Origin of the sequence: Mesorhizobium sp. ZC-5 (assembly GCF_025753855.1) — a bacterium.
Taxonomy (GTDB): domain Bacteria; phylum Pseudomonadota; class Alphaproteobacteria; order Rhizobiales; family Rhizobiaceae; genus Neomesorhizobium.
In genome coordinates, this window is record NZ_JAOWPT010000010.1 from 47,449 (window position 1) to 65,155 (window position 17,707).

16 protein-coding genes are annotated in these 17,707 nt (G+C 65.6%); 2 read left to right on the plus strand and 14 right to left on the minus strand.

Going from position 1 to position 17,707, the window contains the following annotated elements; genetic code table 11:
• Window positions 1–97: 97 nt before the first annotated feature.
• The 6 genes from gcvA to cobA form a co-directional block, all read right to left on the minus strand.
• On the minus strand, window positions 98–997 hold the full coding sequence (gene gcvA / locus OHD58_RS22145) for a transcriptional regulator GcvA (RefSeq protein WP_263805656.1): 900 nt from the start codon (window positions 995–997) through the stop codon (window positions 98–100).
• 339 nt (window positions 998–1,336) lie between these two features.
• A complete protein-coding gene (locus tag OHD58_RS22150) occupies window positions 1,337–2,293 on the minus strand; it encodes a sugar-binding transcriptional regulator (RefSeq protein ID WP_263805657.1) in 957 nt (318 codons plus the stop codon).
• Between the two features lie 161 nt (window positions 2,294–2,454).
• Window positions 2,455–3,468 (minus strand): nicotinate-nucleotide--dimethylbenzimidazole phosphoribosyltransferase, encoded by a 1,014-nt coding sequence (gene cobT / locus OHD58_RS22155; RefSeq protein ID WP_263805658.1) that lies wholly within the window; start codon window positions 3,466–3,468, stop codon window positions 2,455–2,457.
• 16 nt (window positions 3,469–3,484) lie between these two features.
• Window positions 3,485–4,246 (minus strand): adenosylcobinamide-GDP ribazoletransferase, encoded by a 762-nt coding sequence (gene cobS / locus OHD58_RS22160; protein ID WP_263805659.1) that lies wholly within the window; start codon window positions 4,244–4,246, stop codon window positions 3,485–3,487.
• Window position 4,247: 1 nt separating this feature from the next.
• The gene (locus OHD58_RS22165) at window positions 4,248–5,561 is read right to left on the minus strand and encodes a cobyrinate a,c-diamide synthase (protein ID WP_263805661.1); all 1,314 of its coding nucleotides are present in this window, start codon (window positions 5,559–5,561) and stop codon (window positions 4,248–4,250) included.
• On the minus strand, window positions 5,558–6,358 hold the full coding sequence (cobA, locus tag OHD58_RS22170) for a uroporphyrinogen-III C-methyltransferase (protein ID WP_263805662.1): 801 nt from the start codon (window positions 6,356–6,358) through the stop codon (window positions 5,558–5,560). The genes OHD58_RS22165 and cobA overlap by 4 nt, the downstream gene beginning before the upstream one ends.
• Window positions 6,359–6,411: 53 nt before the next feature.
• Here cobA and OHD58_RS22175 point away from each other — a divergent pair, with 53 nt between their 5' ends.
• Window positions 6,412–7,527: a cobalt-precorrin-5B (C(1))-methyltransferase gene (locus OHD58_RS22175; protein WP_263805664.1), complete on the plus strand. Its 1,116-nt coding sequence runs from the start codon at window positions 6,412–6,414 to the stop codon at window positions 7,525–7,527.
• Here OHD58_RS22175 and cobM read toward each other — a convergent pair.
• Genes cobM through cbiE form a run of 3 tightly spaced genes read right to left on the minus strand, consistent with a single transcriptional unit; the run spans window position 7,494 to window position 9,867 of the window.
• Complete coding sequence (cobM, locus tag OHD58_RS22180) at window positions 7,494–8,258, minus strand: precorrin-4 C(11)-methyltransferase (RefSeq protein ID WP_263805666.1); 765 nt, start codon at window positions 8,256–8,258, stop codon at window positions 7,494–7,496. The genes OHD58_RS22175 and cobM overlap by 34 nt on opposite strands.
• Window positions 8,255–8,608 carry a cobalamin biosynthesis protein gene (locus tag OHD58_RS22185; protein WP_318528281.1) on the minus strand — a complete coding sequence of 118 codons (354 nt, stop codon included), beginning with the start codon at window positions 8,606–8,608 and terminating at the stop codon, window positions 8,255–8,257. Before OHD58_RS22185 ends, cobM begins: the two co-directional genes overlap by 4 nt.
• Window positions 8,609–8,631: 23 nt before the next feature.
• Complete coding sequence (gene cbiE, locus OHD58_RS22190) at window positions 8,632–9,867, minus strand: precorrin-6y C5,15-methyltransferase (decarboxylating) subunit CbiE (RefSeq protein ID WP_263805669.1); 1,236 nt, start codon at window positions 9,865–9,867, stop codon at window positions 8,632–8,634.
• A 140-nt stretch (window positions 9,868–10,007) separates the two neighbouring features.
• Here cbiE and OHD58_RS22195 point away from each other — a divergent pair, with 140 nt between their 5' ends.
• On the plus strand, window positions 10,008–10,775 hold the full coding sequence (locus OHD58_RS22195; RefSeq protein ID WP_263805671.1) for a cobalt-precorrin-6A reductase: 768 nt from the start codon (window positions 10,008–10,010) through the stop codon (window positions 10,773–10,775).
• Here the strand turns inward: OHD58_RS22195 and OHD58_RS22200 are convergent.
• Genes OHD58_RS22200 through cobN form a run of 5 tightly spaced genes read right to left on the minus strand, consistent with a single transcriptional unit; the run spans window position 10,736 to window position 17,703 of the window.
• Window positions 10,736–11,503: a precorrin-3B C(17)-methyltransferase gene (locus OHD58_RS22200; protein ID WP_263805672.1), complete on the minus strand. Its 768-nt coding sequence runs from the start codon at window positions 11,501–11,503 to the stop codon at window positions 10,736–10,738. The genes OHD58_RS22195 and OHD58_RS22200 overlap by 40 nt on opposite strands.
• Entirely contained in the window at window positions 11,500–12,237 is a 738-nt protein-coding gene (locus tag OHD58_RS22205; RefSeq protein ID WP_263805673.1) for a precorrin-2 C(20)-methyltransferase, read from the minus strand. Before OHD58_RS22205 ends, OHD58_RS22200 begins: the two co-directional genes overlap by 4 nt.
• Complete coding sequence (locus tag OHD58_RS22210) at window positions 12,234–12,866, minus strand: precorrin-8X methylmutase (protein WP_263805674.1); 633 nt, start codon at window positions 12,864–12,866, stop codon at window positions 12,234–12,236. The genes OHD58_RS22205 and OHD58_RS22210 overlap by 4 nt, the downstream gene beginning before the upstream one ends.
• Window positions 12,866–14,260: a precorrin-3B synthase gene (gene cobG / locus OHD58_RS22215; RefSeq protein WP_263805675.1), complete on the minus strand. Its 1,395-nt coding sequence runs from the start codon at window positions 14,258–14,260 to the stop codon at window positions 12,866–12,868. The genes OHD58_RS22210 and cobG overlap by 1 nt, the downstream gene beginning before the upstream one ends.
• Window positions 14,257–17,703 (minus strand): cobaltochelatase subunit CobN, encoded by a 3,447-nt coding sequence (gene cobN / locus OHD58_RS22220; RefSeq protein ID WP_263805677.1) that lies wholly within the window; start codon window positions 17,701–17,703, stop codon window positions 14,257–14,259. Before cobN ends, cobG begins: the two co-directional genes overlap by 4 nt.
• Window positions 17,704–17,707: the final 4 nt, after the last annotated feature.

Here is a 17,707-nt window from a genome sequence, read left to right on the forward strand (position 1 = left end):
GCCCGCTCATGGGTTTAAGGAAGCGACACCCATTGCCGGAGGGAGAGCGCGGCGAGGAATTGGAGAAGTTCCCCACGATCGAGGCAGCAACACCGCCTCAGCGCTCGCCAACAGACTGTGCCACTTCGTCAAGGATCCATTCGCGGAACGCCTTGATCTTGGGCACGTTGCGGCGACTTTCAGGATAGACCAGAAAGTAGGCGTGGCCGTCGTCGCCGGAGATGTCGAACGGCTGGATGAGGCGGCCGTCGCCAAGCTCCGCCGCGAAAAGCGCGCGCGTCAGGATGGCCACGCCGTGCCCTGCCATGGCAGCACTGCCCAACGAAGCCTGCGAGCCCATGCTGCTGCCGGTGCGCCTCGCCAGGTCATCCGGAGGCAGACCCGCCGCGACGAACCATCCCTTCCACCAGACATCCTCGGGATCGAGGATCGGCAGGCGCAGCAGATCGGCGGGGGTTTTCACGCCACCGATGCTGTCGGCCAGTTTCGGGCTGAGCATGGGCGTGAAATCGGCACGGAAAAGCAGGTGTGTCGCGAGCCCCGGCCAATTGCCGCCGCCTGAACGGATTCCGACATCGACGGCTTCTCGGGCGAAATCGACCATGTGGCTCGACGTATCGAGCCTCACCGCCAGCGAGGGATAAGCGATCTGGAACGAGCCGAGATGGCGGGCCAACCAGTTCGACGCAAAAGTCTGCACGGTGCTGATGCACAGCAGCCCATCCGCGCCGCCGCGTGCCGCCGCATAGGCATCGCCGATCAGCGCGAAGGCTTCGGTGATGGCCGGCGCGAGGCGCTGCCCGGTTTCGGTGAGCGCCACCTGGCGCGGTTTGCGCAGGAAGAGCGGCGTGCCGATGCGCTCCTCGAGCACCTTGATCTGGTAGCTGACGGCGGCCTGCGTCATGCCGAGCTCGTTGGCTGCCTTGGTGAAGCTCGCATGGCGAGCGGCGGCCTCAAATGCCCGGATCGCCTGGAGGGGAGGAAGTTGCGAAGCCATCATGCATTAAACCAGCTTATGCGTGATAATCGATATTCGATTGGAAAACAGCCCATGCAAGCTCCAGATTCAAGGTCAGCCGATTAACTGGACGCATGTTAGGGAAAGTTGACGATCATGGCTATGGCACAAGAAAGGCTCTCGCCCAGCAATCATTGGACCTGGAATCCCTTGCACACGCTGCGGTCATTCTGGGGCCACAGTGGCCCGACGCACCGGCACCTCGATGTCGCCGCCCTGTCGGAGCATCTGCAGCGCGACATGGGATTTCTGGATGGCAACGATTCTGTCTGCAAGCGGCCCTGACGAACGGATGGACCACCGTCCGATTATAGCAAATCAGGCGGCGAGAAGCGCCGCCGCCGTGTTTTCGTCGGTGATCAGCCCATTGACCAGCCGGCGCGTCACCGCAGCCAGCACACCGGGAAGCTTGCGTTCACCCATGGCGATCGCCACCACCAGCGAACGCTCGCGCGACGGCAGCGGCGCGGAGGCGACGCGGTCGTTGGTGATGCCGTCGATCAGCCTGCCGTCGCGGTCGAAGGCCCAGCCGACGATCTCGCCCACCGCGCCGGCCTTCTGCAGCGCTTTCAATTCCACATCCGTGATGAACCCATCCTCGTAGAGCGGCGCCTTCGGGCCGAGGTCGCCGATGCCGACAAAGGTCACGTCGGCCTTGGCGGCGAGTGTGAGCGCCGGCTGGATCATGGGCTGGCTGAGCAGCATTTCGCGTTCCGCCGGCGATGAGGCGATGACCGGCAGCGGCATCGGAAAACTGCGCGCCTTGATGGTGTCGGCCATGGTGAAGATGACGTTGTAATAGGCGGCGGAGCCGTCCGGGGCGATGTTTCCGGTCAGCGACACCAGCTTGTGCTGCGGGCATTCCATCGGCGTCAACTGTTCGATCGCCGCCTTGAGCGTGCGGCCGGTACCGATGGCCAGCACGATCGGGTCTGGTGATTTCAGCCGCCTTTCGATCTCGGTTGCGGCAGCCTCGGCGAGGCCAAGCGTGGTCGAACCGGATTCCGGGTCGCTCGGCACCACCTCGCAAAGGTCGAGTGCGAAACGCGCGGTGAGCTTGGCCGCAAGGTCGAGGCAGTTTGCGATCGGATGGTCGAGCCTGACCTTGACCAGCCCCTCGGAGACCGCCAGCGAGACGAGGCGTTGGGCGCTCTGGCGCGAAACGCCGAGCTTCGCCGCGATCTGGTCCTGGGTGTTGCCGGCGACGTAATAGAGCCAGCCAGCGCGCGCTGCGTCGTCGTGCCTGGCGTTGCCGCTTTCCTGCCGCACACTCATCGCGCCCACCCCGGAGATTGTTCTAGCGGACTGCGGTAATGCACCAATCACTCCTCGGCAACGCGATTCCTCCAGCCGCGCCCGAATTCTGGACGCTGCCCCATCTTGGCAAGAAATCAGCTGGTGAGCAATTGTCTTCGCCTCGGGCTTTCGCCCGAAACCTATTTCTCGGAAACGCCCGCTTCGGCAAAGCTTGCCATATGGACGTAGCATTCCAGCGCCGAGCGCACGATGTTGACGGCCAGGCAGGCGCCGGAACCCTCGCCCAGGCGCATGTCGAGGTCGAGCAAGGGCGAAAGCCCGAGAAGATCGAGCAGCCGCCGATGCGGTGTCTCCGCCGAGACATGCGCGGCAAGCACATGGGCAAGGCCAGACGGATTGAGTTTCGTCAGCGGGGCAACGGCTGCTGTAACGACAAATCCGTCCAGTAGCACCGGGATGCCGTGATGGCGCGCGGCGAGCGTCGCGCCCAAAATGGCGGCAAGTTCGCGCCCGCCAAGTGCTGCCGCGGCTTTCAGCGGATCGGCGAGATCGGCACCATGGCGCACAAGCCCGGCATCGACCGCGGCAGCCTTGCGGGCGAGACCGGCATCGTCGACACCGGTGCCGCGGCCGACCCATTTTGCGCCCGGTTCGCCGTAGAGCGCGGCGGCGATCGCGCCCGCCGTCGTCGTGTTGCCGATGCCCATTTCGCCGAAGCAGATCAGATCGGTGCCCTTTTTCACTGCGTCGTAGCCGGTGGAGACGGCGGCTAGAAACTCGGCATCGGTCATCGCGGCAGTTTGTGTGAAATCGGCGGTCGGGCGCTCGACCTCGAGCGCGATGACGTCCAGGCTGGCACCCGCCGCGCGGGCGAGCTGATTGATGGCTGCGCCACCGGCTTGGAAGTTCGCCACCATCTGCACGGTCACCTCTGCCGGAAAAGCCGAAACGCTCTGCGCAGTGACGCCGTGTGAACCGGCGAACACGATGACCGCGACATTGTCCAGCTTCGGCCGTGCGCGACCTTGCCAGCGGGCGAGCCAGGCGACGATCTCTTCGAGCCGGCCGAGGCTGCCTTGCGGCTTGGTCAGGCTGTCCTGGCGGCGTTGCGCCTCCGCAATAGCGGCCTCGTCGCCCCTTGGCAGCGTCAGGCAGGCAGCGCGCAAATCTTCGATGCTGGCGAAGCGGGTCATTCGAACTCCGGTCTGTTCAAGTGAAGATCGCGCAGGCGATCAGCAGGACGGCAATTTCCGACAATTGTTCCACCGCGCCGAGCACGTCGCCGGTCTGGCCGCCGATCTGGCGTTCGCAAAGGCGGCGCATGACGAAGAACAGCAGACCTAGCGCCACGGCGGAGAGCACCGTCGCGGTGAAGCCGAGGGTCAAGAGCAGGAGCACTGCGGCAATGGCGCCGGCGAGATAAACAGCAACATCCGGGATCGCGCCGGCGTTGGCCGCGAGCCCGTCGGTTCGTGCCGGTGCTACGGCACGCAAAAAAACCGGCATCATGGCGCGGCTGGCGGCATGCGCGGCGATCAGCGCGCAGAATACGAGCCATGGCGTAGCGAGCGCGGCCAGCGCGCTCCAGCGCAACAGGATCGAAAAGATCAGCGCCGCGGCCCCAAAAGTGCCGATGCGGCTGTCACGCATGATTTCAAGCTTGCGCTCGCGCGTCTCGCCGCCACCAAAGCCGTCAGCGGTATCGGACAGCCCGTCTTCGTGCAGGGCGCCGGTGACGGTAAGGGTGGAGGCGATGGCCAGCGCTGCGGCAATGGTTGCCGGCAATCCGAAAAGGTCGGCGACAAAAAATACCAGCCCGCCAATCAACCCGACCGCCACACCTGTCACGGGTGCTGCCCATTGTGCGTCGGCGAAATTTCGCTCGCCGGAGACTGAAACCGGCAGCCGCGTGTAGAAAGCCAGGCAAAGGGCGATGTCGGCGACAATGTCCTGCGGGCGCGACGGCAGCATCTTATCCTCGGGCGATCGCGTGGAAGAAGGTGCCGGTGACGTAGCCACGCCGGCCACCGAACGCACCGAGCTCGCGCCCCTCGCCGTCCGCGAGGTCGGCGAATTTTTCGTCGGCGCCCGCGTCTGTCATGCGCGCATAATGGAATTCGTGGCCACGGATTTCGCTGCCCAGGCGGCCGAGCGCGCAATCGGCGAGCAGGCTGGCGCGGCGATAGCCGAGATTCATCTTGCGCTCGGCGAAGCTGGTGGAATGGCCGAGCAGGCCGAGCATGCGGTGGTTTTCACCACCGGCATCCTGCAGCACCTCGCCCAGAACCATGAAGCCACCGCATTCGCCGTGGACGGCGCGCTTGGCTGCGAACCCGTGCATGCCGGCGCGGAATTTTTCCGCTGCTGCCAGCCGACCAGCGTGCAGTTCCGGATAGCCGCCAGGCAGCCAGCAGACGTCGCAATCGTCGCGCGGCGCTTCGTCGGCAAGCGGCGAGAACGGCACGATCTCGGCGCCGGCGGTACGCCAATGCTGGGCGACATGCGGATAGAGGAAAGTGAAGGCCGCATCGCTCGCGAGTGCGATGCGTTGACCGGGCGGCGGCAAGGCCGCGGACATGTCCGTCACGGGCGGCGCGAACGGCACCGCCAGCGAAAGGATCCGGTCGAGGTCGAGCGAGCGCTCGGCCATGTCAGCCAGCCGGTCGAGATGCGCCATCAGGTCTGCATGTTCGGCCGCCTGCACGAGGCCTAGATGGCGCTCAGGCAAAGTCAGCGACGGGTCGCGCAGGATGGCGCCAACGACCGGAATGCCAAGCGCTTCGATCGCGTCGCCGGCCAGCCGCTTGTGGCGCTCGCTGCCGAGCCGGTTGAGGATAACGCCGGCAATGCGCACACCGGGGTCGTAGGTGGCAAAACCCTTGGCCAGAGCCGCGGCCGTCTGCGACTGGCCGGAAACGTCGAGCACCAGGATGACAGGCAAGCCATAGAGCCTTGCCAGATCGGCAGCCGAGCCGGAGCGGCCCTTTTCGCCGGGAATGCCGTCGAACAGGCCCATGGCGCTTTCGACGACGACACAATCCGCACCGTCCGCGGCTTTGGCGGCCAACCCGTTGAGCAGTGCCGGCGGCATCGCCCAACTGTCGAGGTTCACTCCCGGCACGCCTGTCGCCGCGGCATGGAAACCCGGATCGATGTAATCCGGTCCGGATTTGGCGCCGCGCATGGCCAGGCCCCGGCGCGACAGGGCGCGCAGAATGCCGATGGTGACACTGGTTTTGCCGGAGCCGGAACGCGGCGCCCCGATGATCAGGCCGCGTGCCGTCATTTTTGTGCCTGGCCGGCAAGCGCGAGAAGTTCAGCCCGCATGGAAACGATCCTGCCGACCGCGGTCAGCACCGGCGACGCGAAGCCAAGCCTTTCGGCATCGTCGGCGATGGTGCCGAGCGTTGCGACGTGCACGCGCTCCCGCGGCGTGGTGGCCGACATGACGATGGCAGCCGGCGTGTCGGGGGACAGACCGCCGGCAATCAGCTCCGCGGTTATGCGCCCGAGGATTTTCAGGCCCATGTAGATGAGGATCGGCTGGCCGGTGCGTGCCAGCGCGCGCCAGTCCAGTTCATCGCCAGGGTCGGCGGTCTGGCCCGTCGCGAGGATGATCGCCTTGTTGAGGCCTCGCATGGTCGGCGGAATGCCGATGCTGCCAAGCGCCGCCAGGCCGGAGGTGATGCCCGGAAGGAAGCGGAACGGAATGCCCTCGCGCGCCAGCGCCAGCGCCTCTTCGCCGCCGCGGCCAAAAACATACGGATCGCCGCCCTTGAGCCGCAGCACCTTGCGGCCCGCCTTGGCCAAAGCGATCAGCCTGGCGGTGATCTCGGCCTGGGTGATGGAGAGTTGCCCGCCACGCTTGCCGACATAGAAGAGTTCGGCGCCCTCGGCGATGGCCACCACGGCCGGGTCGACCAGCGCATCATGGACAACCACATCGGCCTGGGTCAGCGCCGAGACAACATCGAGCGTCAGGCAGCCGAGATCGCCCGGCCCGGCTCCGGCCAGCCAGACATGGCCCGCTTCCAGACGCGCCGTGCGTTCCTGCAAAAGGGACAGTGTCTTTTCAACGCTCATGCGATCAGCTTTCCGCAGTGACGCAAGACCCTGCCCCGCCTATAGAGAAATGCATGAGTTCCGAAGACCGCCAATTGCGCCGTGGCTGGACCACCGGCACCTGTGCCGCGGCCGCAGCCAAGGCTGCGTGCGCGGCGCTTCTGACCGGCGAATTTCCGGACCCCGTGGAGGTGACCTTGCCGGGCGGCGCCCGACCGGCTTTCGCGCTGGCGACGCATAAGCTGGCCAATGGCGAAGCAACGGCAGGCATCGTCAAAGACGCGGGCGACGACCCCGACGTCACACATGGCGCACTGGTGATGGCGACGGTGCGGCGCAGCAATTCCGGTTCCGGCGTGACGTTCAAGGCTGGTACCGGCGTTGGCACCGTGACGCGGCCAGGCTTGGCATTGGCGGTCGGCGAACCGGCGATCAACCCGGTGCCGCGCAGGATGATCGCCCAGGCAATTGGCGAAGTGGCCGGCAGCCACGCCGATTATCAGGTCGAGATTTCCGTCGCCGATGGCGACCGACTGGCGCTGAAGACGCTCAACGGCCGCCTCGGCATCCTTGGCGGCTTGTCGATTCTCGGCACCACGGGGATTGTGATCCCCTACTCCTGCTCCGCCTGGATTCACGGGATCAACCAGGGAGTAGACGTCGCCCGCGCTGCCGGGCTCGACCACGTCGCCGGCGCGACCGGCACAACATCGGAAGCTGCGGTCCAGAAGTTCCACAACCTGCCCGAAATCGCCTTGATCGACATGGGGGACTTCATCGGCGGTATGCTGAAATACATCCGCAAGCACCCTGTGCCAAAGGTCACCATCGCTGGCGGCGTGGCCAAGATGACCAAGCTCGCGCAAGGCATGCTGGACGTTCACTCCAAGCGCGGACTGGCCGACATGGAGGCGCTGGCGGCGATCGCCGACGAAACCGGCGCGAGCAATATGCTGGTCGACAGGATCAGAGGCGCCAACACCGTTTCCGAAGCCTTCCAGCATGCGACGGCCGAAGGCCTGCCGCTCGGCGACACGATCGCTCGCAGGGCGTGGCCCACCGCCGCGGCCGTGCTCGACGATCCGCAAATCGCGCTCGAAATCCTGATATTCGACCGCGAGGGCAGGCTGATGGGACAGGCGCCGTTTCAACCTTCTCATGACGCGTCGCGGCCTCTGAAACGGCGCTGATAATAAGCGTCGTAAAGCGAGCTTTCGCGAAAATCCTCCGCGCCCAGCGAGCGGCCGACCAGGATCAAGGCGGTGCGTTCGGCTGGGTCGGCGGCGAGTTTCGGCACGATGTCCGCCAACGTGCCGCGGATGATGTTTTCGTCCGGCCAGGAGGCACGCACCACCACGGCGACCGGGCAGTCGGCACCATAGAGCGGCTTCAGTTCGGCAACGACCTGATCGAGTGCATGGATGGCGAGATGGATCGCCAGAGTCGCGCCGGTGGCGCCAAACGCGGCAAGCGTTTCCCCCTCAGGCATCTTGGAAGCGCGGCCGGATACGCGCGTCAGCACCAGGCTCTGCGCAACCTCGGGAATGGTCAGTTCGCGGCCAAGCGCTGCCGCGGCGGCGGCAAAGGACGGAACGCCGGGTGTCAACGTATAGGGAATGCCCAGTTTCTCCAGCCGGCGGATCTGCTCGGCGACGGCGCTCCACACGGAAAGATCACCCGAATGCAATCGCGCCACATCCTGGCCGGCACGATGGGCGGTGGCATATTCGAGCTCGATCTCGTCTAGCGACAGCGGCGCGGTATCGATCAGTCTCGCGTCCGGCGGGCAGTATCGCAGCAACTCCGTCGGCACGATGGAGCCGGCGTAAAGGCAGACCGGGCAGCTTGCGAGCAATTTGCTGCCGCGGACGGTGATCAGATCGGGCGCGCCAGGGCCGGCGCCGATGAAATGCACCGTCACTTGCCGTCTCCGCTGACCGCGATGGCGCAGGTGACAGGCCCAACGGCGAGACGCGGACCGAGCAGCATGGAATCGGCGCCGGCCGCCGCCAGTGCTGCCGCTTCCGAGACCGATCCCACCCCAGTCAGCTCAAGAGACTTTTCCGAGCAACTGACGGCGCGGTCGTCGGCCACTTTCAATTCGGCGATGCCGATGATCTGCAATGGCAATCCCAATCTCGCACCCGCCTCGGCGATGCCGCCTTCATCCAGCTTGATCTCACCGGTCGCCAGCGCATCGAGATGCGGACGGGGAACGGCGAAATGGTCGAGTGCTTCGGCCACCGCCGCCAGCACCTCTTCCGCGCTCACGCCTTTCCGGCAGCCTATTCCCGCTATGACCATTTTTTCACCCACGACCACTGCGTGACCGGCATGGCGGGCCGCCAGCCACTCATCGAACCGACAGGATTGGCGCGCGATACCGCGATGCGGATCAGGTCGCCGCCAAGCTCCCGATATTTTGCCAGCAAGAGCGCTTCCATCTCCAGCGTCACCGCGTTGGCGACGAGCCGTCCACCGGGTTTCAATGCGTCGATGGCTGCTGACAGAACCCCGTCATCACTGCCGCCGCCGCCGATGAAGATGGCGTCGGGCGGTGCCAACCCAGCGAGTGCGGCCGGTGCTGCGCCTCTGACAATCTCGAGGTCCGGCACGCCGCATGCCTTTGCGTTGCGACCGATGCGAGCGGAACGCTCCGGATCGGTCTCGATGGCGACGGCGCGCAGTGATGGATCGGCCAGCATCCATTCGATCGCTACCGAACCCGAGCCGGCGCCGATGTCCCACAACAACTCGCCGCGGCGCGGCGCCAGCGCCGACAGGGTCGCGGCGCGGATTTCGCGCTTGGTGATCTGGCCGTCATGCTCGAACAGATCGTCAGCAAGCCCGGGCGTCAGCTGCAGGATGCGCGCGCCTATGTCGGCGGCCACTTCGATGCCGACAAGATTGAGAGGATTGATGCCGGCAAGCGAAAAGGCGGAGGCCTGCTGCGTCGTGATCTTTTCGCCACTCCCGCCCAGCGCTTCCATGACAGTAAGCCGTGACTTACCGAAGCCCAAGTCGGAAAGCAGCAGCGCCAATGCGGCCGGACCATCGGCATCCGACGTCAGCGCCAGAATTCGTTGGCCGTGATGCAACTGCGGCCGGATCAAGTCGAGCACCTTGCCATGCAGCGAAATCGTCGTGGTCGAATGCAACGGCCAACCAAGGCGCGCAGCGGCGAGACTGAACGCCGAGGGGGACGGCAGTACCTCCATCTCCGCCGGATCGATGTGACGGGCAAGCGTGGCGCCGACGCCATGCAGGAACGGGTCACCGGAGGCAAGCACGCAGACATTCTTTTGCCCGCGCAAGCCGACAACCGCCTCGATGCCGTGCTCGAACGGGCTTGGCCAGGCGCGAGCTTTGCCAGTGATCAGTTCAGCGGCAAGAGCCAGATGGCGTTTGCCGCCGAAGACGATTTCCGCCGCGCGGACCTTCTGCTTTGCCGCATCGCCGAAGCCGGAAACGCCGTCCTCCCCGAGGCCGACGATGGACAGCCATTTCAGTGACGGTTGATTCTGAGACATCGCGCTGCCCTTCATCCGCCTGCCGGCACCTTCTCCCCGTCAAAGACGGAGAGTACGGAAAAGCGGCAACGCCGACGCCCCCCTCTCCCCGTTCCTGTGGGGAGAGGGTAAGGGTGAAGGACAATTTTTCGCGAACACGCATGAAAAAAGTTCTGATCCTCGGCGGCACCACCGAAGCCCGCCTTCTCGCCGGCAGGCTGGCGGCGCGCGGCGACCTGGACATCGTCCTGTCGCTGGCCGGCCGCACGGCCGAACCCGCCGAGCAACCGGTGCCGGTGCGTAGGGGCGGGTTCGGCGGCGCGGAAGGCCTGGCCAGTCACCTTCGCGACCAGCATATCGACCTTTTGATCGATGCCACGCATCCCTATGCGGCGCAGATTTCGCGCAACGCCGAAGCGGCTGCGCGGCTTTCCGGCGTGCCGGCTTTTGCGCTGCGCCGTACGGCCTGGGAGCCGGTCGCCGGCGACCGCTGGCACCTCGTCGCTGACGCAAAAGAGGCGGTGGCTGTTTTGGGCAACGAACCGCGCCGTGTCTTTCTGGCGCTTGGACGCCAGGAGATCGGCCCGTTCGCCAAGGCGCCGCAACACAGCTATGTCATTCGAAGTGTCGACCCGATCGAGCCGCCGCTCAATGTGCCCGACGCAGAATACATTCTGGCGCGTGGGCCGTTCGCCGAAGCGGACGAACGCCGATTGCTTGCCGAGCGGCGCATCAACACGATCGTCGCCAAGAACAGCGGCGGCAGCGCCACCTACGGCAAGATCGCGGCCGCACGGGAACTGGGCATCGACATGATCCTGTTCCGGCGACCGGATGTACCCGACATGCCGTCGGTCGAGACGGTCGCGGAGGCCGTCACGATGGTAGATCATCTCACCGCCTCCGCCACCAGGAAGCGTGGCGTATAGACCAGCGGACCGCGCTCGCCACGCTCGATGATACGCGTCTCGGGCGAACCGATGATGACGCAGGTCGCCATGTCAGCGCGCGCGGCGTCGGCTTCGGCAAGTCTCATCACCGCCATGCGCTCGTCCGGCCGGCCGGCCGCGCGGCCGAGGATCACCGGCGTTGTGCCAGGCAGGATCCGGCGCAAATTCTCGAACGCCTTGCCGAGTTGCCAGGGTCTGGCACGGCTGATCGGGTTGTAGAGCGCAATGACGAAACCGGCGCGAGCGACCGCTTCCAGCCTGGCTTCGATAACCTCCCAGGGCTTGAGATTGTCGGAGAGCGAAATGGCGCAAAAATCGTGGCCGAGCGGCGCTCCGATGCGCGCGGCGACCGCCAACATGGCGGTGACACCGGGAACGACGACGAGATCGATATCCCGCCATTCGGCCGGCCCCGCTTCAATCGCCTCGCACACCGCCGCGGCCATGGCGAAGACGCCGGGATCGCCGCCGGAGACGACGCAGACATTCTTCCCCTCGGCGGCGCGCTTCAGTGCGGCGGAAGCGCGGTCCAGTTCTTCGCGGTTGTCGGAAGCATTGCTGACCTGGTCCGGCCTGAGATTCAGACGATCAAGGTAAGGCGCATAGCCGAAGAACTCCTGTCCCTCCGCCACCAGCCGAGCAGCTTCCGGCGTCACCTGCTCCGGGCTACCGGGGCCGAGGCCGATGACGGCGATACGGCCAGTCACGGCTTGTTCCTCCAGCCGGGGACCAGCACAATGGCAAAGTAAGGCGCCTGGTCGTCGCCCTTGTCGGCAAGTCGCATCGACAGGGAATTTGCCATGGTTCCGCGTTCGACATAGATCGCGTCGGCAAGCTTGCCGGCGGCTTCCAGCGCCCGGCGGACTTTCGGCAGGTTGCGGCCGATCTTCATGATGACGGCCGCGTCGGTGTCGGCCAGCCGCCGTGTCAGTTCGAATTCGCTCATCGTGCCAGGCAGCACCGACAGCACATCGTCGCCCTGGACGATCGGCGTTCCGGTCTCCGACCAGCATCCCGACATGGCTGTCACACCGGGAATGACCTCGGTCGGGAAACGATGCGACAACCGCACATGCAGGTGCATGTAGGAACCGTAGAAAAGCGGATCGCCTTCGGACAGAACGGCGACAGTTCGGCCTTGTTCGAGGTGTCCGGCCACGGTGTGGGCGGACTCTTCATAGAAATCGGCGATCTGTATGCGGTAGTCGTTGTTTTCCTTGTCGATTTCCGTGGTCACAGGATAGAGCAGCGGCAATTCTATCCACGTCGGCCGAACATGAGCCTCGACGATGGCACGAGCATTGCTGTTGTTGCCCCGCTTGGCGAAATGCGCCACGACATCGGCCTCGGCCAGCGCACGCACCGCCTTCAACGTCAGCAATTCCGGATCGCCGGGACCGGTGCCGACGCCGACGAGGCGACCTTTTGCAAGCGAATTCAAAGGCCCGGCCTCGCCAAGGAGTTGAGGGCAGCAGCCGTCATCGCGCTGCCGCCCATGCGTCCGCGCACGATGGTGAACGGGATGCCGAGATCGCTTTCAGCCAGCGCCTCCTTCGATTCGGCCGCACCGACGAAGCCGACCGGCATGCCGATGATCGCGGCGGGCTTCGGCGCGCCAGACCGCAGCTTGTCGAGCAGGTAGAACAGCGCTGTCGGCGCATTGCCGATGGCGACGACGGAGCCTGCCAGCCTGTCGCCCCACAATTCGATCGCGGCGGCCGAGCGCGTGTTGTCGATTTTCGCGGCAATTTCAGACGTTTGCGGGTGTCGCAACGTGCAAACCACCTCGTTGCCGGCCGGCAGGCGTGCACGGGTAACGCCATGCGCCACCATTTCGGCATCGCAGAAGATCGGCGCACCGGACTTCAACGCAGCGCGCGCGGACGAAACGAAATCCGGTGAGAAAACAAAATGCTGCGCTGCCTCGACCTGGCCGCAGGCGTGGATCATGCGAATGGCGACATCGGCCTCCGCTTCGGTGAAGCGCGACAGGTCGGCCTCGGCGCGGATGATGGCGAAGGATTTTTCGTAAATCGCCGTACCGTCGCGAATATAGTCGTTTGCGGTCATCATGGTCCCTGAAAAGCTGCGGCGACACGTTGGACGCCGAGCCGGGAAAAACACGTCCTAGCATCTTCCCCCGGCCGCCGCATGTCGCGGTATAGGCCGGCAAGGCGCTGAAAACCATGCCTGATTTCGGCATTCGGGAGTCGCACATCGGCCACGTCCGATGCCGTGCCGCCGACGACCAGGCCGATGCCATCCGGGTAGCCGACAAATGTCAGGTCGGCGGTCGTCGGATGCGCGCAGCCCTTTCCGCAGCCTGATGCGTGGAAACTCAGCGAATTGTCGAAAAGCCCGGTGCCCAACGCCGCAAACTGCTCGGCCACGACGCGCGCCGCCATGTTGCCCGACGCGCAGGCAGGGCTGCCCGGACAGGCTGCGATGCAAAGCCGCGTATCGCCGGGGTCGCCGATGAAACCATGGCGTGGGGCGATATCACGCAGACCAGCGCAAACGGAAAAGTCGGATGCGATGGCGAGGAGCGCACGACCCGGTGCGAGGCGAAACTCACTGACGCCTGCGGCTTCGGCTTCGCGGCAGAAACCGGCGAGGCGCGAGGCCTCGATCTGGCCGAACGGCAACCCGACCCCGAGCGCGGCTCGCCCATCTCGAAGCTCGAAGACGCCAATCGGCAGAGCACTCTGGAGGCTGCCCTGGGGGCGAAGGACAACAATGTTGGACCCGGCGTCGTTTTCCGGTGCTTCCGGCGGGCCGGCAGGTGGCGGCTCCGAACCCGCCCAGGTCAATTGCCTGCGCAGGATCGCCGGCGCGATGTTCCGCCCCCGCGCCTTGAAACCCATCTCGGCGATCGCCAGGAGCGTGGTCATGACTGCATCGCAGGCATGTTTTTCGTCGAGCAGAGCGATCGGCGCGGCGGTCGCGGCATTGCCGCCAACGGAAAGCTGCCAGTCCACATTCTGGCCGCTTCGTACCGCCGCCAACCGAACATCGGCCTGCACGCCCGCCATGTTGAGACGACCGCCGCCGTCGACAATAACAGATACCTTCGGGCCGAGGCGTTGCGGCAGATCGGTTGCTGTGATTGCCCTGCTGACGGCGTCGACCAGCGCACGCGGATCGGCGACCTCGTGCGGATCGAGCCCTGCAAGCGGTCCCATTTCGACCGGCACACCTTCGCGCACGACGATGCCAAGCGCGTCGATGTCTACGGCAAGCGGCGCCACCGTTGCGGCCTCCAGCCCCCTGATCTGCAGGCTGCCGCGTCCGGTGACTTCAAGAATGCTGTTGCCGTGGCGAAAGGCGGCTTCGGCCAAACCGGCCAGAGCCGTGGGCGTAAAATAGCCATTGGCGGGGCTGAGACGTACCAGAAGCCCGTCACCGGTCTGCATTGGCGCGGAAAGTGCCGGACAAGCGCCGCGAGGCAACGGAAGCGCGTTCACGCGGCCTCCCTTACCCGTGCCTCTTCGATCAAGGCGGCGAGATCATTGTCGATGGAGTTGCGGTGCGAATGCCAGAGACCGCGCCGCCGGGCGGAAGCGAAGCGCTCGGCGATGGCGCGTGCAGCCGCCGGGTTTTCGCGCAGAATGAACGAACGGACCCGCTCATCGCCGAGATAAGCGTCGTGTACCGCTTCGATGAGGGCGGCAGGAATGGCTTCGGTGGTTTCGGCGAAGCCGATCAGCCTGTCGACCGTTTCGGCGAATTCGGTGGCGCCGCGCGGGCCATGCCGCAGCTGACCTTCGATGAAAATCGGATTGATGGCGCGGGCGCGCACGACGCGGGCGACCGCCTCGGTGACGGAGCGGGCGCGCGGCCTGGCCGGATCGGTGGTGTCAAGCGCGATAACGTCGGCGCTTCGACCGAGTGCAGCAACAGCCGCGGTGAACCCGCCGATAAAAGCGACGTCAGCCGAGCCTTCGAGAATGTCGCGGCCCGGATCGTCACCCGTGTGGATCAGCAGTTCAGCCTCGGCGATACGGCTTGCGAAGGCGCCGGGAGCCGCTTCGCCATCGCCTTCGGCACCGCCGTAAACATGCGAGCCTGCATCGAGATAGGCCTGGCCGAGTTCAGCGCGCGACTGCCATTCGCCGAATGCCAGCCGGTCCTCCAAGCCCGCACCATAGGTGCCGGGGGACGAACCGAAGACACGCGGCGGTACATGGCCGAGCCCGCGCGCATCCGCAGCCAACGGATTTTCCGAAGCGTCTTCGCTGCGTTCCCCGACCGCCTTGGCGGCGGCGTGGATCAATGCAATCTGCGCTGGGAACATATCGCGGAACAGGCCGGAAATACGCCAGGTCACGTCGACGCGCGGCCGCCCCATAGCGGCTGCCGGCAGCACCTCGACGGCGGTGACACGGCCGGTGGCAGCGTCCCATTGCGGGCGGCAGCCCATCAGCACCAGTCCTTGCGCGATCTCCTCGCCGCCGGTGCGCAACGAAGCGCTGCCCCAGAGATCGATGACCAGCGAGCGAGGCCAGTCGCCGTGGTCCTGCAGATAGCGGCGCAGCACCTCGTCGGCGGCTGCGCGACCGAGTTCGAAGGCTGTCGGTGTCGGCATGGTGCGCGGATCGGCGGTGAACAGGTTGCGGCCTGTCGGCAAAACATCGCTGCGGCCACGCGCCGGCGCACCCGACGGGCCGGCGGCGATGTGGCGGCCATCGAGTGCTGCAATCAGCGCCTCGCGCTCCCGGGCAGCACTTTCGCGGCGCAACGGATCGCTTTCAACGTCCGGCGAACGACCATAGACATGCAAGCCGTCCTTGACGGCGAAATCCTTGAGATCGCAGAGCCAGGCATCGATGCGCTGCAGGGCGGCATCCGGCGCGTCGTTGCGGCCAACGCCTGCTTCGGACGCCAGCCCGGTTTCCTGCGCCTTGGCGACGATCAACTTGGCCAGGCGGTCGCGGCGGCGGCGGTCGAGCCCGTCCGCCTGCACGTATTCGTCGACCAGGCGCTCAAGAATTTGCTGATCTTCGTCAAGCCCCGCCTCGGTGAGCGGCGGCGGCAGGTGGCCGAGCGTGACGGCAGCAATACGGCGCTTGGCCTGTGCCGCCTCGCCCGGATTGCTGACGATAAAAGGATATACAATCGGCAGAGAGCCGGTGACTATTTCCGGGAAACAATCGCCCGACAGCGCCACTGTCTTGCCCGGCAGCCACTCCAGCGTGCCGTGCGCGCCAACATGGACGATCGCGTGGCAGCCGAGTGTTTTTTGTAGCCACAGGCCGAAAGCGACGAGTGCATGGCGCGGCGGTATCGTCGGGTCGTGATAGTCGGCGCGGCGGTCGGCCGAACGGCCGCGGTCCGGCGCGAGCGCCACAGTGACGTTGTCGAAGGTGGCGGCGCGGAAGGGGAATTTCTGCGAGGGAGCTAGCTCGGGAGCCTTGGGCTCTGTGTTGCCCCCCTCTGTCCTGCCGGACATCTCCCCCGCAAGGGGGGAGAATGGCAGCTTTAACGGCTGCCCCTCCTCTTCATCTGCCGACCCCCACGCTGCCTCGACAGCCTGCATCGCCTTTGCCGGCACTGCGACGGCGAAGGAGCGATAGTCGTCCAGGCTCAGCCCTTCATTGCTCCGCTCCAGCAGATCCAACAACTCGCGCGGACTATCCGGAATATCGCCGACCGCATAGCCTTCCGCCTTCAGATCGTGCAGCATCGCCAGCACGCTTGCGGGCACGTCCAGCCCGACGGCGTAGCCGGTACGGCCGGCAGCGGCGGGATAGTCGGGGATCAGGACAAGAAGTTTGCGTTCGGCGCGCGGCGTCTGCTGCAACCGGACGAATTTTTCCACCCGCAGAGCCAGTTGTTCGATGCGGTCCGGCTCAGGGCGATTGAGGAAGCCACGAAAGCCGAGTTGATCATCGCCCTCGCCTTCAGCCTTGAAGGCGATCGCGCCGGCGTGGATGCGGCCATCGAGTTCAGGCAGCACGACGTGCATGGCGAGGTCGGCAGGCGCCAGACCGCGCTGGTTGTTGACCCATGCCTCGCGCCGCGTCGTGGCGACGATGGCTTGCAGCACCGGCACGCCGGCGCGGTCGAACAAGGTTTCCTCACCCGGCTCAGCCCCGCTGGCGAAGGCCGTGGTGGTGACGACCAGCGCCGGCGACAAATCTCCAAACGCCCGCTCGACAAACGCGAGCGATTCCCGATCCTTGAGGCTGGCGACAAAGATCGGCGCTGCCGCAATGCCCTTGGCCGTCATCGCGGCGCAAAGCGCATCGATGGGCGCAATGTCGGCGGCAAGCAGCATCGAGCGGTAGAACAACAGCGGCACGACCGGCGCGTCGCCGACCGCGACTTGTCGGATGTCCGCGAGATCGACAATGCCCTTACCGGGCAGATAGAAGCCGGCTTTCGGCACCGGAGCCGGTTCGGCCGCCGGCTTTTCATATCCGGCCAACGTTGCCAACCGGCCGACAAGTTCGCGCATGTTGGCCGGTCCGCCTTCGCGGAAATAGGCAAGCAGGCCGTCGAGTTCGTCACGCGAAAGGGTTGATGCTTCGATCAATCGTTCGTCGATTTCGCGGCATTCGCCAGGCAGCAGGGCGAGCTTGATGCCGCGTTCACGCGCCAGCGAAGTAAGCCTGTCGCAGCCGTAACGCCACCATTCGTAGCCGCCAAGGATGCGGACCAGAATCACCTTCGCATGCATGGCAACGCTGTCGATCCATAGATCGACCGACATCGGATGGCGCAGTTCGCGCAGAGGCGCCAGGCGCATCGACGGCAGGTCTTTCGAATCGGCCTGCCACGCCGCGGCGAGGCCGGCCAGATCGCTGTCGGTGAAGGAAAGCGCCACGACATCCGCGGGCGACTGCTTCAGATCGACCGGTTCGGCCAGATCTTCGAGCGACGCGGATGTGGTGGCGAGGATATGCACCCGA